This window comes from Psychrobacillus sp. FSL K6-4046 (assembly GCF_038624605.1).
In the GTDB taxonomy this organism is placed as follows: Bacteria; Bacillota; Bacilli; order Bacillales_A; family Planococcaceae; genus Psychrobacillus.
In genome coordinates this window covers 1,233,008-1,245,499 of sequence record NZ_CP152020.1, presented here as the reverse complement: position 1 = coordinate 1,245,499, position 12,492 = coordinate 1,233,008, and the positions used below count along the sequence as shown (strand labels likewise).

General features: G+C 40.7%; 10 protein-coding genes, 20 tRNA genes and 1 rRNA gene. 4 read left to right on the top strand and 27 right to left on the bottom strand.

What is annotated here, in order from left to right; genetic code table 11:
- Positions 1-70 precede the first annotated feature (70 nt).
- From MKY09_RS06100 to MKY09_RS06090, 3 genes are all read left to right on the top strand, one after another.
- Positions 71-196, top strand: a complete 126-nt coding sequence (locus MKY09_RS06100; protein WP_342567852.1) for a hypothetical protein — start codon at positions 71-73, stop codon at positions 194-196.
- Positions 193-426, top strand: a complete 234-nt coding sequence (gene yidD, locus MKY09_RS06095) for a membrane protein insertion efficiency factor YidD (protein ID WP_169359972.1) — start codon at positions 193-195, stop codon at positions 424-426. The genes MKY09_RS06100 and yidD overlap by 4 nt, the downstream gene beginning before the upstream one ends.
- A gap of 103 nt (positions 427-529) precedes the next feature.
- Positions 530-1,567, top strand: coding sequence for a zinc ABC transporter substrate-binding protein (locus MKY09_RS06090; protein WP_342567851.1), 1,038 nt, complete (start codon positions 530-532; stop codon positions 1,565-1,567).
- Positions 1,568-1,797: 230 nt separating this feature from the next.
- On the opposite strand, the gene MKY09_RS06085 is transcribed toward MKY09_RS06090, so the two are convergent.
- From MKY09_RS06085 to MKY09_RS06060, 6 genes are all read right to left on the bottom strand, one after another.
- Positions 1,798-2,352, bottom strand: a complete 555-nt coding sequence (locus MKY09_RS06085) for an AAA family ATPase (RefSeq protein ID WP_298469645.1) — start codon at positions 2,350-2,352, stop codon at positions 1,798-1,800.
- A 66-nt stretch (positions 2,353-2,418) separates the two neighbouring features.
- On the bottom strand, positions 2,419-3,837 hold the full coding sequence (locus MKY09_RS06080; RefSeq protein ID WP_342567850.1) for an o-succinylbenzoate--CoA ligase: 1,419 nt from the start codon (positions 3,835-3,837) through the stop codon (positions 2,419-2,421).
- 108 nt (positions 3,838-3,945) lie between these two features.
- The gene (gene menB / locus MKY09_RS06075) at positions 3,946-4,764 is read right to left on the bottom strand and encodes a 1,4-dihydroxy-2-naphthoyl-CoA synthase (protein ID WP_169359968.1); all 819 of its coding nucleotides are present in this window, start codon (positions 4,762-4,764) and stop codon (positions 3,946-3,948) included.
- Entirely contained in the window at positions 4,761-5,585 is an 825-nt protein-coding gene (gene menH / locus MKY09_RS06070) for a 2-succinyl-6-hydroxy-2,4-cyclohexadiene-1-carboxylate synthase (protein WP_342567849.1), read from the bottom strand. Before menH ends, menB begins: the two co-directional genes overlap by 4 nt.
- Positions 5,573-7,285: a 2-succinyl-5-enolpyruvyl-6-hydroxy-3-cyclohexene-1-carboxylic-acid synthase gene (gene menD, locus MKY09_RS06065; RefSeq protein ID WP_342567848.1), complete on the bottom strand. Its 1,713-nt coding sequence runs from the start codon at positions 7,283-7,285 to the stop codon at positions 5,573-5,575. The genes menH and menD overlap by 13 nt, the downstream gene beginning before the upstream one ends.
- A complete protein-coding gene (locus MKY09_RS06060) occupies positions 7,278-8,639 on the bottom strand; it encodes an isochorismate synthase (protein WP_251557224.1) in 1,362 nt (453 codons plus the stop codon). Before MKY09_RS06060 ends, menD begins: the two co-directional genes overlap by 8 nt.
- Before the next feature lie 152 nt (positions 8,640-8,791).
- Here MKY09_RS06060 and MKY09_RS06055 point away from each other — a divergent pair, with 152 nt between their 5' ends.
- Complete coding sequence (locus tag MKY09_RS06055) at positions 8,792-9,703, top strand: 1,4-dihydroxy-2-naphthoate polyprenyltransferase (RefSeq protein WP_251557222.1); 912 nt, start codon at positions 8,792-8,794, stop codon at positions 9,701-9,703.
- Between the two features lie 441 nt (positions 9,704-10,144).
- Here MKY09_RS06055 and MKY09_RS06050 read toward each other — a convergent pair.
- The 21 genes from MKY09_RS06050 to rrf form a co-directional block, all read right to left on the bottom strand.
- Positions 10,145-10,216 (bottom strand) — tRNA-Glu (locus MKY09_RS06050).
- 7 nt (positions 10,217-10,223) lie between these two features.
- A tRNA-Ser gene (locus tag MKY09_RS06045) sits at positions 10,224-10,314 on the bottom strand.
- A gap of 7 nt (positions 10,315-10,321) precedes the next feature.
- A tRNA-Asn gene (locus MKY09_RS06040) sits at positions 10,322-10,396 on the bottom strand.
- A gap of 4 nt (positions 10,397-10,400) precedes the next feature.
- Positions 10,401-10,477, bottom strand: a tRNA-Ile gene (locus MKY09_RS06035).
- 6 nt (positions 10,478-10,483) lie between these two features.
- Positions 10,484-10,557 (bottom strand) — tRNA-Gly (locus tag MKY09_RS06030).
- 8 nt (positions 10,558-10,565) lie between these two features.
- Positions 10,566-10,641, bottom strand: a tRNA-Phe gene (locus tag MKY09_RS06025).
- 143 nt (positions 10,642-10,784) lie between these two features.
- A tRNA-Asp gene (locus MKY09_RS06020) sits at positions 10,785-10,860 on the bottom strand.
- A gap of 3 nt (positions 10,861-10,863) precedes the next feature.
- Positions 10,864-10,940 (bottom strand) — tRNA-Met (locus MKY09_RS06015).
- 194 nt (positions 10,941-11,134) lie between these two features.
- Positions 11,135-11,227 (bottom strand) — tRNA-Ser (locus tag MKY09_RS06010).
- A gap of 12 nt (positions 11,228-11,239) precedes the next feature.
- Positions 11,240-11,316 (bottom strand) — tRNA-Ile (locus tag MKY09_RS06005).
- 6 nt (positions 11,317-11,322) lie between these two features.
- Positions 11,323-11,396 (bottom strand) — tRNA-Met (locus MKY09_RS06000).
- A 27-nt stretch (positions 11,397-11,423) separates the two neighbouring features.
- Positions 11,424-11,499 (bottom strand) — tRNA-Ala (locus MKY09_RS05995).
- 17 nt (positions 11,500-11,516) lie between these two features.
- A tRNA-Pro gene (locus MKY09_RS05990) sits at positions 11,517-11,593 on the bottom strand.
- 9 nt (positions 11,594-11,602) lie between these two features.
- Positions 11,603-11,679: transfer RNA gene (locus MKY09_RS05985), tRNA-Arg, on the bottom strand.
- A gap of 16 nt (positions 11,680-11,695) precedes the next feature.
- A tRNA-Leu gene (locus MKY09_RS05980) sits at positions 11,696-11,784 on the bottom strand.
- A gap of 15 nt (positions 11,785-11,799) precedes the next feature.
- Positions 11,800-11,874 (bottom strand) — tRNA-Gly (locus MKY09_RS05975).
- A 17-nt stretch (positions 11,875-11,891) separates the two neighbouring features.
- Positions 11,892-11,976, bottom strand: a tRNA-Leu gene (locus tag MKY09_RS05970).
- A gap of 22 nt (positions 11,977-11,998) precedes the next feature.
- A tRNA-Lys gene (locus tag MKY09_RS05965) sits at positions 11,999-12,071 on the bottom strand.
- A gap of 6 nt (positions 12,072-12,077) precedes the next feature.
- Positions 12,078-12,153 (bottom strand) — tRNA-Thr (locus MKY09_RS05960).
- Positions 12,154-12,165: 12 nt separating this feature from the next.
- A tRNA-Val gene (locus MKY09_RS05955) sits at positions 12,166-12,241 on the bottom strand.
- Positions 12,242-12,277: 36 nt separating this feature from the next.
- Positions 12,278-12,393 (bottom strand): 5S ribosomal RNA (gene rrf, locus MKY09_RS05950).
- Positions 12,394-12,492 lie beyond the last annotated feature (99 nt).

Below are 12,492 nucleotides of genomic sequence, written 5' to 3'. Positions count from 1 at the left end.
TGCTTTCTCTTTTCATATACCTCTTATTTTCTTACAATAAACATAAGACATTAAAATGGAGTGAGCTAATATGGTATTTTGGATCTTAGGTATAGCAATTATATTCAGTATTGTTGGTTTTACCTTTCTATATAAATTAGCAACAAAAGAAAATGTTCATGCTATTGACCCTAAACCGAAGGATACAGACGCATGAAGCGAATCCTATTAAGTATTTTTCGCTTTTATCAAAAATTTATATCACCATTGTCTCCACCTAGCTGCCGCTTCTATCCAACATGCTCTCACTATGGAGTGGAGGCTGTAGAAAAACATGGTGCTATAAAAGGTAGCTACCTAACGGTTAAACGTATATCTAAATGTCATCCATTTCATGAAGGTGGATTTGACCCAGTACCAGAAGAATGGCCTTTGAAGAAAAAATAACTCAAAGGCTATTTTTTCTTGCCTTTTTGAACATAATATTGTAAGCTAATAAAGTTCTTAATACATAAAACGTAATCATTACTATTTAGAAAGGTTGATAAAATTGAAACGTATTATCCTATTATGCATATTATCGTCTATTTTATTCATCGCTGCTTGTGGGCAGCAAGAAGAAGCAACCACAGCAGAAGGTGGCCAATTAGATATATATACAACTGTTTATCCGCTCCAATATTTCACAGAACGAATTGGAGGAAATGAAGTAAAGGTCCAATCTATTTATCCACCAGGTGCCAATGAGCATACATTTGAACCTACACAAAAGGATATGATTGCTCTGGCTGATGCTGATTTATTCTTTTACATCGGTTTAGGACTAGAAGGATTTGTGGAAAATGCAAAAAAGACTTTAGCTGAGGAAAATGTAGAAATGGTAGCCGTAATTGATGGCGTGCCAGACAGTGCTTTAGAAGTGAACGAGGATGAACATGATCACCACGATAAGGAAGGTACAGATGAACATGATCACGAAGGTCATGAGGAAGATTCTGCAGAAGCAGACGAACATAATCATGATTCGGAAGAAAATGGAGATGGACATGAAGGCCATGACCACGGAGATACGGATCCACACGTATGGATTTCTCCAAAAATCAGTCAAGATCTAGCTTTAACAGTAAAAAACAAGCTAGTCGAAGTTTCTCCAGAAAATGAAAAATTATTTGAAGAGAACTATCAAGCACTTGTTAGCGAGCTTCAACAATTAGATACTGACTTTGAAGAAATGTCTCACGCTGCATCATCTAAAACGTTTTTTGTTTCCCATGCAGCATTTGGTTATTTAGCTGACACATATGGCCTAGAACAAATTGCTATTGCGGGCTTAAACTCTCAGCAGGAGCCTTCTCAAAAGGAGCTAACTAAGATCATTGATATGGCTAAAGAGAAAAATGTAGAGTATATTCTTTTTGAACAAAACGTAAACTCTAAGCTAACAGAAGTCATTCAAAAAGAAATTGGAGCAGAAAGTCTAGTGCTCCACAATCTAGGTGTCCTTTCTAAAGAGGATATAGCAAATGAAGAAACCTACTTTACTTTAATGCAAAAAAATCTAGAAACTTTAAAAACGGCTTTAAATTAGAACACTTTTCTAGTTAGAAACGCGAGAATGTTGATATAACGACATTCTCGCGTTTCTTTTATTATGAAGAGTCACCTATATTAGTTGCTCTACTGATATTATTGGTGTGACCGACCGATTATTCGATGTGACCTACCGATTTTATTGGAGAACCGACCGATTATTCGATGGAACCGACCGATTTTGTGGCAGAACCGACCGATTCCTATTTTATTGCCATCCACTTCTTGTTATGAAAGTCTATTTAAGTTAATCCGTAAGTACTGTTTTATTTCATCGTATAACGCTTCGACTTCTTTAGAGCTGTCTAGCTGGAGGATGGGACTTTGTGATAATTCCATTTCATAGCGCTGTGCCACATATGTCCCTCCTTGACTTTTATCGGTTTCCGTTAAGTAGGTTTTGCACCATTCTATAAAGTCATTCGTATATAATCCATGCTCGTCTAGCCACGATTGTTTACCAGTTTTACGGGAAATTTCTCTTTTTCTTATGCGGTCCATTCTTTCATTCTCCGGTAAAGACAGAAAGACTAAAAGTTCCAGATCGGAAAAGCCATCTGGATGCCATGAAAAAATAGAGCCCGAGACTACATAACACTTATTAGAACTGATATCTCGCTGATACATTTCTCTTCTTATTTCAATTGGATTATTTTCTAGAAACGTATCGTCCTTCCACAGATAGGAATCGGTATCGATCCATTTTATTTGCTCTCGGTGTGCAAAATATTCACCTAATGTACTCTTCCCCGTTCCAGATCCGCCTATAATTTGAATTCTCATACGTTTCCCCTCCTCATAGCAAAAGAATAACCCGTAAAAAAAGCCGAGAAAGCTGTTCTCTCGGCTTTATAAATATTCATGAAGCTTTCTTCTTAAAATTTTATTGGAAGCATTTCTAGGTAGCTCCTCGATAAAATAATAACGGACAGGCTGTTTATATGTAGCAAGCTGGGGTTTCATAAATGATTTTAATTCTTCTTCGGTAACCTCGCTCTTCAACACAACAAAGGCAATCGGTACGTGCCCCCATTTATCATCCTGAATACCAGTTACTCCGGCTTCTTTTACAGCCCTATGCTTAACTATGGCCTGCTCCACTTCAGCAGGATAAATATTTTCCCCACCCGAAATGATTAAATCTGATCTACGGTCGACGACGTATAAATAACCTTCGTCATCTATATAACCCATATCTCCCGTATGGAGCCACCCATCATCCTGTGGATCCGTGGAAGCTGCTGCTCCAATATAACCCTTCGTAACATGTGGTCCTTTAATAAAAATTTCTCCTATCTCCTTTTCTCCTGAAATACGTATTTCTGCGAAAAATAGTGGCTTTCCTGCTGAGCCTAGCTTACGAATAGCATCCTCACTAGACAATGTCGTAGTTTGTGAGGACGTTTCCGTCATACCATATGTCTGTAAAACAGGTATCTTACATTTAATCGCTCGCTCCAAGTAATGGAGAGGAACAGGCCCTCCACCGACTAGCATAGATTGGAAAGTATCCGGGAATGTTTGATTCCGTTCCTCTAACACACTAATCAATCTTTCTAACGTTACAGCAACAACAGACATTCTAGTAACTGTTCCATTTAAAATTTCCTCTATAGACTTATTTGCATCAAACTTTGTATGGAGGCTGACTGTCATACCATATAGAACGGAACGCATTAGAATAGAAAATCCGCTAATATGAAACAAAGGCATTGCGCATAACCAGCAATCATTAGGCTGAACACCTAAATTTAAAGCAGATCCCATTGCACTCATCACATGATTTTCTAGTGTTTGTCGAACACCCTTTGGCTTCCCTGTCGTACCAGATGTGTACATAATAGTGATTGTTCTATCCTTTGGCCATTCAGCGTCTATTTGAAATCGCTTGTTTGAGGCTCCTGTAACCTGATTAAAGGATATCCGGTTACCATACATTAAGCTTCTATCTAACCGATCGACTAATAATACGTCAGACTGACTATCATTTAATTGATAAATCAGCTCGTCCTCTGTTAAACGTTCATTAAGCATGACTAGCTCACAGCCTAATTGCATGCAGCCATGTAAAACTGTCACTAGCTGTGGGCTGGACGACGCCAATATGGCAATTCTCATCCCTTTGTTAACACCTAATTTATGTAGCTTCTCGGCAAAGTCTATTGCCTCCTGCTGTAATTGTGAGAATGTCCATTGTTGGTCTTCAAATATGATAGCTAATCTATTTGGCGTAAGACTTGCTCGTTTAACCAAGAGATTAGGGTACATAATAAACAACTCCTTTATTAAGTAAAGCACAAGCAAATGCATTTCTATCTTTTAAAAAAAGCTGCCCTTAAAGGACAGCTTAGAGAAATCATAAAATATCTTACTAAATCACGGGAAACGTGGGAATTGACCGAAGTCTGGTTTACGTTTTTCTTTAAACGCATCGCGACCTTCTTTAGCTTCCTCAGTTGTGTAATAAAGAAGTGTTGCATCTCCAGCTAATTGTTGAAGACCAGCAAGTCCATCTGTATCAGCATTCATAGCTGCTTTTAAGAAACGAAGTGCGGTTGGGCTCTTTTCTAGCATTTCCTCACACCATTGAACAGTCTCGTCCTCTAATTGCTCATAAGGAACAACAGTGTTAACTAAGCCCATATCTAACGCTTGTTTTGCATCATATTGACGGCATAGGTACCAAATTTCACGTGCTTTCTTATGACCAATGATACGAGCTAAATAGCCTGAACCATATCCAGCATCAAAGGAGCCTACGTTTGGACCAGTTTGTCCAAAAATAGCATTGTCCGCAGCGATTGTTAAGTCACAAACTACGTGTAATACATGACCTCCACCAATTGCATATCCAGCTACCATAGCTACAACTGGCTTAGGAATTACACGGATTAAACGTTGTAGGTCTAATACGTTTAGACGAGGAATTTCATCCTCTCCTACGTATCCACCATGACCTCGAACCTTTTGGTCTCCGCCTGAACAGAAAGCTTTTTCGCCTTCTCCAGTTAGAATAATTACACCAACATTTTTGTCATCGCGAGCACGAGAAAATGCATCGATCATTTCCATCACTGTTTTAGGACGGAAAGCATTTCGCACTTCTGGGCGATTAATCGTTACTTTAGCAATTCCATTATAGAATTCATATTTAATGTCTTCATATGTATGTAATGTTGTCCATTCACGAGTCATCTTACATCCTCCTTCAAAATTATATCCTCTACTATTGTAGCAAACAATTTGGGATTTTCCACATGAATTGCATGGCCCACACCATTTATTATTTTCCAGTCAGCATTTGGTAATAACGTTAACATCTTTTTAGCAATTTCACAGAACTTCTTATCTAGCTCTCCCGTTAACATGATCACTGGAAATTCAAGAGAGCCCAGTTTATCCCATAAGGAAGGCTGCACTCCAGTGCTAAATCCCTTCAAGCTATTCGACAAGCCTATTGCTGTTTGAGACATTCGCTCTTCTCTTATCTGTTGTTGCTTCTTCAGTGATAAACTCTTTTGCGAATCAAACAAAGGAATCTGCTCCCAGTGATCTGTAAACGCAAGGACACCGTCTACTAGAATTTTTTCAGCCAGCCTGCTATCCGCTGATTTTCTTTGTATACGAGCTTCCTCATCCTTTAAGCCTGGAGAACTGCTTTCTAGTATTAAACAGTCGACCTCATACTTACTTGCATAGGCAAGTGCCAATCTACCACCCATAGAATACCCTATAAGCGTAAAATGATCCCAGCCTATCTGTTGGATTAGTGCATGGAGATCCTCCACCTGCTCCTGAGCAAAGTAACGGCTAGCATTTTCAGGCTTATCACTTTCCCCGTGGCCAATTAAATCAATGGTTAGCAATTCAATAGAAGGATCTAGAGAAGCGATAACTTCCTCCCATGTCCTACTAGATCCAGTAAATCCATGCAGAAAGACTGCCTTCTTCTTGGCACCTGTATTGTACCTTTTAACTTTCATCTGAATTGACCTAACGGTTATTAAGCTTTCCAAGTGACATCCAGCTCCTTAGTGATTGCTGCCCAAAGCTTTCGATGAGTTTCTGTATTGTTCTGTCTATCCGTACGAACTTCAATCATACGAATATTCTTCGTTTTATCCTTACTTAAGACAGCTTGAAAATCTGCCTTAGTATGTACTACATCGTATTGAGCATCGTACATAGTCGCAATAGCTGAAAACTCAAGCCCTGTAGGTGTCCCGAACAAATGCTCAAAGTAATTAGTTTCCGTAGATTGTGGCAAGTAAGAGAATATGCCTCCTCCATCATTATTCATAATAACAATGGTTAGATCTGTTTCGCTAAAACGAGTAACAATTAATCCATTTACATCATGGAGAAATGCCAGATCCCCGATTAATAGATAGCCAGGTCTTTTAGTTGCTGCTTGAATACCTAAAGCTGTTGATACCACTCCATCAATTCCGTTTGTACCTCTATTGGCATATACATGGACATCCTTAGAGGTTTTATTGAAAAAGGTGTCTACATCACGTATAGGCATACTGCTACTAGCTATTAAATCAGTTTTGTCTGGAAGCACCTCAAATAACGTTCCCGCTAACGCACCTTCATCTGTTTGCTCTGAAATATACGTCTTAATATGATTCGTTGCTATATCATTTGCCTTAGACCAATTTTCTAGATAGCCAGAAGATTGTTTTTCTTCTACCTGCAACCAAAGAGATGACGGATTTACTTGTAAGTGATGAGTTACAACATGAAGAGAATCTCTAAATATTGGACTTTCATCCACAGCTATAAAGGTTTTAGGAGGGTTTGCCTCTAGAAACTTCATGAGCGGCTTAGAAACCGGCTGGGCACCAAAACGAATTACTACTTCAGGGATAGCTGATTGCATAAACAGTTCACTTTTTAAAATTGCGTCATATTGGTCTATACACAAATGCATACAATCCATAGGTACATTACTTCTAAGTGTAGATAATGGATCCGCTAGTACTGGCCATTGTATAGCTTTCACAAACTCCCAGAAACCTACTGTTGAGTTTAAGGAATCCCCTGCAATAATAAGTCCCTTCTCTGTGTCTGTTATTAACTGAGTATACCAATTGATGCATTCTTTACTTGGCACAAGCTTCCCTAATTCTGTTTGCTGCATTTGAGGCACGGAAGCAGGTCGATCCATTTCTAACAATAATGGCTCCCGAAACGGCACGTTGATATGAACTGGTCCCATCGGTGCACTCCTAGTAGAAGAAGCTGCACGATGAATATGTCTCTCTATAAACGCGAGACTTTCTTCTCTTTCCTCAGGTAAGGGAAAATCGACCGACCATTTGACATGCTTACCAAATAGATGTATTTGGTCTATCGCTTGAGGAGCGCCAACCTCTCTAAGTTCATGTGGGCGATCCGCTGTCACAATAAGTAATGGTATTCTTGCATAATATGCTTCCACTATCGCCGGAAAGAAATTCGCAGCAGCAGTACCTGAAGTACACAATAGAACTACAGGGTTCTTTTTCGCTTTGGCAATTCCTAAAGCAAAATATCCAGCAGAACGCTCATCAATTTGTCTATATAAGTTAAAGCCTGTGGATTTTGCAAAACCATATGCTAAAGGAGTGGATCTAGATCCTGGGCATAGTACGATATCCTCTATGCCCGCTTGTCTAATAGTTTCTACAAATCGATTTACATAAGATGTTAGAAAGCTCGCGTTAGTCATTCATATTTCCTCCCAAAGTTCGAAGCATTGGTCGGAATTTGACTCTCGTTTCTTCAAACTCTTCAAAAGAGGTAGATTCTGAAACTAAACCGCCCCCAGCATATAAGTACGCGTATTGGTTTTCTATGAGAGCAGAACGAATACCTACCGCAAACTCTCCATCTCCCTCGGCATTCACCCAGCCGATTGGAGCGGCATAATAACCACGGTTCATTTGTTCAGATTCTCTAATAATCTCAATGGCCTCTTGTCGAGGTTCACCACCAAGTGCTGGTGTCGGATGCATAGCTTCCACAAACTCGAAAAGAGAAGAGCTTCCTTTAATTTTCCCCTCTATAGGTGTAAATAAATGCTGAATATCTCTTATTTTCATAAGCTTTGGTCTAGCTGGAATCTTAACCTGCTCACAATACTGCTCAAATACTTTTCTAATCATCTGAACAACATATTCATGTTCCATTAAGTTTTTATTATCCGATAATAGCGCATCTCCAAGCTTCTTATCTTCCACTTGGTCTTTTCCTCTTCGAACGGATCCAGCCAAACCAGCAGATTCAACCTTGCCATTTTCCAATTTTACTAATCTCTCTGGAGTCGCCCCAAAGAAAGTCTTGTCTTCTTTCTCAAGACCAAATAAATAACTTTCAGGTTGCTCCATCGATGCATTGTAAATTGCTGTAGATGGTGAAAAGATATCATCAAAGGTTAACTTTAGGGAGCGCCCAATAACTACCTTGTTTACTTCCTTATTACGAATTCTTTCCGTTACAGTTTCAACCGCTGATAAGTATTCTTCCTTTAATCTATCTTCTCGTTGAAGAAGCTGTGGCTTTTTATGGACCTTCAGTTCTTTCACTTGAGCTGTATGGATTAAAGTATCTCTTTCTATACGTAAGCGCTCAAAAGCAGCAGAGCTGTCCTCTTCCTCTGTAATATGATGAATACTTACAAAAGCCTGATCGTCCTGTATAACTAATTGAAATGTAGCCACGGCAAAAAAACTAGACGGGAAGCTATTCCATTCCGATGATATATTGTTTGAAGGATCGAAAGAGAATCCACCAAATAGAATTGGAGACACATCTGCTTTCTCTATTAATGAACAAGCACAAAGGTCGTCCCATTTTTGAGCTATATCGCTGTATCTATTTTTCTCTAAATCATTAGACAGTATATAGGCGTGTCCAAGTCCAACCAATGTGAACGTTTTCTCTTTGTTCTGCCAAAAGAATCGTTTCCCTTTATAGTAATCCTCCCCAGCTTCAAAAAAAGCATGAGCAGACATTCTAGATACTTCTATTGTTTCGGTATAAAAACGTAATGTTGATTTATTTTGCCCGGTGGTGTTCGGCATATATATGACCTCCGTATAAATTACCTGCTAATTTAAATTCATGTTTTATTACTCTACCCTTTATCATACAACTTTCTCCACGTTTCGGCACACATTTAGCTACAAATGTATGCTAAAATTGAAGTTGATTCTTTAAAAGGAGAGAAATTTATATGTCACAAGAACTACAAGCTGATAAAGGCTGGCGTATATGGTGGAAGTTAACAAGACCACACACGTTAACCGCTTCGTTTGCGCCTGTCTTTTTAGGTACAATGATTGCCCTTTATTACGTAAATATTGATTGGCCTTTATTCTTAGCAATGCTCATTGCGTGCTTGTTTATACAAGCTGCTACGAATATGTTTAATGAGTACTACGACTTTGAAAGAGGTCTAGATAGTGAAGAATCTATCGGCATTGGTGGCGCGATAGTCCGCAATGGTGTTAAACCAAAGACAGTGCTTCAATTAGCCTTAGTACTATACGTCCTAGCCGCACTGTTAGGTATTTATATTTGTTCCCAATCATCTTGGCTTTTATTGATCGTTGGAGCCGTTTGTATGCTCATTGGATACTTATATACTGGTGGACCTTACCCAATAGCTTATACACCGTTTGGAGAACTATTCAGTGGTGTGGTTATGGGAATGTTTATTGTTTTAATTGCTACATACATTCAGGTAGGTTCTATACCAAACTTTGCCTTGTTCCTATCTATCCCTAGCACTTTGCTTGTCGCTGCTATTATGCTTTCTAATAATATTCGAGATATTGTAGAGGATACAAAAGGCGGTAGAAAAACAATGGCTATCTTAATAGGTAGAGACAATGCTATTAATGTGTTAGCCCTATTTTTTATCGTTTCTTATGTATGGATCATCTTATTAGTAATACTTCAGATTCTTACACCTTGGGCTTTGCTAGTCTTACTAAGTGCAAAGAAACCAATAGATGCTATAAAACTATTTAAATCTAAAGAGAATCACCTCGAAGTCGGATTAGCAATGAAAAACACCGCACTTACGAATACCATTTTCGTATTTCTTTTAGGTATTGGCTTGTTAATAGGATTTTTACTATGATGGGTCAGTCAGGAAGTTAACTCTTCCTGGCTTTTTTATTTGTGAAGTTTAAGTTAGAGGTTGCAGAAGTGTAAACGAAGAAAGAAAAGTCTAACCAAATAATTGATTTCGCATAGTTTCTTTAGAATCGGACGGTTTTGTTTAATAATCGGTCGGTTAGGCAAAATAATCGGTTGGTTCTCTTCAATAATCGGTCGGTGGAAGAACTTTTAGAAGTAAATCTTTTCACATGAAGATAATGCCCAAATGCTATTATTGATCACTTTAGTGTAATCGTTCTGCTAACAATATTTGAAAGGAAATTCACAAATAAGTGCAGCATAGATTCACTTTTCTTGATACTTCTTCCCGCCTGGATTTACAATGTTATAACAATCCTTACATATCATAAAGGCACAATAAAAAAAGACAACCACCGAAGTGATTGCCTTTTTACAGTTATGACCCCTACGGGATTCGAACCCGTGTTACCGCCGTGAAAGGGCGGTGTCTTAACCGCTTGACCAAGGGGCCTTATATATGGCGGAGAAGGAGGGATTTGAACCCTCGCGCCGGTTGCCCGACCTACACCCTTAGCAGGGGCGCCTCTTCAGCCACTTGAGTACTTCCCCATATATATGGCTCCGAAGGTAGGACTCGAACCTACGACCAATCGGTTAACAGCCGATTGCTCTACCACTGAGCTACTTCGGAATAATGGTGGGCCTAAATGGACTCGAACCATCGACCTCACGCTTATCAGGCGTGCGCTCTAACCAGCTGAGCTATAGGCCCATTAATTGGAGCGGGTGAAGAGAATCGAACTCTCATCATCAGCTTGGAAGGCTGAGGTTTTACCACTAAACTACACCCGCGTGATAAATGGTGGCTCAGGACGGAATCGAACCGCCGACACAAGGATTTTCAGTCCTTTGCTCTACCGACTGAGCTACTGAGCCTCTTCGATTTACGCTAAGCAGCACAACTCTTTGTCAGCTTCACTCACTCATTCAGTCACGTACTTTAGTACGCTCCTTCTTTCGTTCGATTGCTTCCTCGATTTGCTTGCTTATCCTAAATCTCTAACATATTGAATAATAAATGGCGGTCCCGACCGGGATCGAACCGGCGATCTCCTGCGTGACAGGCAGGCATGTTAACCGCTACACCACGGGACCATTTGGTTGCGGGGACAGGATTTGAACCTGTGACCTTCGGGTTATGAGCCCGACGAGCTACCGAACTGCTCCACCCCGCGACAATAAGAGTAGTTGAAATTTAAATCAACTGCGCATTTAGTGAGTTTTACGTCTTCCACGCTTCGCTTGCGTCGACGTTAATCGCTTTCTTCGTGAAGCGATTTGCTCCACCCCGCGACAATAAGAGTAGTTGAAATTTAAATCAACTTTTCATTCAATTACTTGGTATGTATATTTCCCACTAACAATAAGATGGAGGAGGAAGAGGGATTCGAACCCCCGCGCGGTATGACCCGCCTGTCGGTTTTCAAGACCGATCCCTTCAGCCAGACTTGGGTATTCCTCCGAAAAATTATGTTGGTGGACCTTGCAGGACTCGAACCTGCGACCGGACGGTTATGAGCCGTCTGCTCTAACCAACTGAGCTAAAGGTCCTTAAGATGGCGGCAGAGGGAGTCGAACCCACGACCTTTCGGGTATGAACCGAATGCTCTAGCCAGCTGAGCTACGCCGCCAGGAACTTTAAAAGAAAATTTTATATTTGGTGGAGCCTAGCGGGATCGAACCGCTGACCTCCTGCGTGCAAGGCAGGCGCTCTCCCAGCTGAGCTAAGGCCCCAAATTTTTATTAATAACTGGTCGGGAAGACAGGATTCGAACCTGCGACCCCTTGGTCCCAAACCAAGTGCTCTACCAAGCTGAGCTACTTCCCGTATATATATTGGCGCGCCCGGCAGGAGTCGAACCCACAACCTTCTGATCCGTAGTCAGACGCTCTATCCAATTGAGCTACGGGCGCTAATGTTACTTAAAAGTGGTGCCGAGGACCGGAATCGAACCGGTACGGTAGTCACCTACCGCAGGATTTTAAGTCCTGTGCGTCTGCCAGTTCCGCCACCCCGGCACTTTAGTGAATCTTTGGAGCGGAAGACGAGGTTCGAACTCGCGACCCCCACCTTGGCAAGGTGGTGTTCTACCACTGAACTACTTCCGCTCGGTTATTAAATTAAATGGTGCGGGTGAAGGGAGTCGAACCCCCACGCCTTGCGGCGCTAGATCCTAAGTCTAGTGCGTCTGCCAGTTCCGCCACACCCGCATATTTATTTCACAAAAGTGAATGAGCCATGAAGGACTCGAACCTTCGACCCTCTGATTAAAAGTCAGATGCTCTACCAACTGAGCTAATGGCTCGGAAAATGGTGCCGGAGAAAGGACTTGAACCCTCAACCTACTGATTACAAGTCAGTTGCTCTACCAGTTGAGCTACTCCGGCAGGAGTAAGTAATGGTGGAGGATGACGGGCTCGAACCGCCGACCCTCTGCTTGTAAGGCAGATGCTCTCCCAGCTGAGCTAATCCTCCTGGGTATTAAAATGTTATTATGTATTTTTATTGCAAGCCCAGCGACGTCCTACTCTTGCAGGGGGAGACCCCCAACTACCATCGGCGCTGAAGAGCTTAACTTCCGTGTTCGGTATGGGAACGGGTGTGACCTCTTCGCCATCATCACTAGACTTGAATAATAATTGAAAGACAAGTTTTATTATATCAACTATGTAGATTATTACAAGCTTTTTTTAAATAAAAATTTATTCTTTCAAAACTGAATAAAC

Bases quoted from the DNA above. Each gene is read 5' to 3' on its own strand.
- MKY09_RS06055 (WP_251557222.1), top strand. From the start codon at position 8,792: ATGTCACAAGAACTACAAGCTGATAAAGGCTGGCGTATATGGTGGAAG.
- MKY09_RS06080 (WP_342567850.1), bottom strand. From the start codon at position 3,837: ATGTACCCTAATCTCTTGGTTAAACGAGCAAGTCTTACGCCAAATAGA.
- menD (WP_342567848.1), bottom strand. From the start codon at position 7,285: ATGACTAACGCGAGCTTTCTAACATCTTATGTAAATCGATTTGTAGAA.
- MKY09_RS06100 (WP_342567852.1), top strand. From the start codon at position 71: ATGGTATTTTGGATCTTAGGTATAGCAATTATATTCAGTATTGTTGGT.
- MKY09_RS06085 (WP_298469645.1), bottom strand. From the start codon at position 2,352: ATGAGAATTCAAATTATAGGCGGATCTGGAACGGGGAAGAGTACATTA.
- yidD (WP_169359972.1), top strand. From the start codon at position 193: ATGAAGCGAATCCTATTAAGTATTTTTCGCTTTTATCAAAAATTTATA.
- MKY09_RS06060 (WP_251557224.1), bottom strand. From the start codon at position 8,639: ATGCCGAACACCACCGGGCAAAATAAATCAACATTACGTTTTTATACC.
- menB (WP_169359968.1), bottom strand. From the start codon at position 4,764: ATGACTCGTGAATGGACAACATTACATACATATGAAGACATTAAATAT.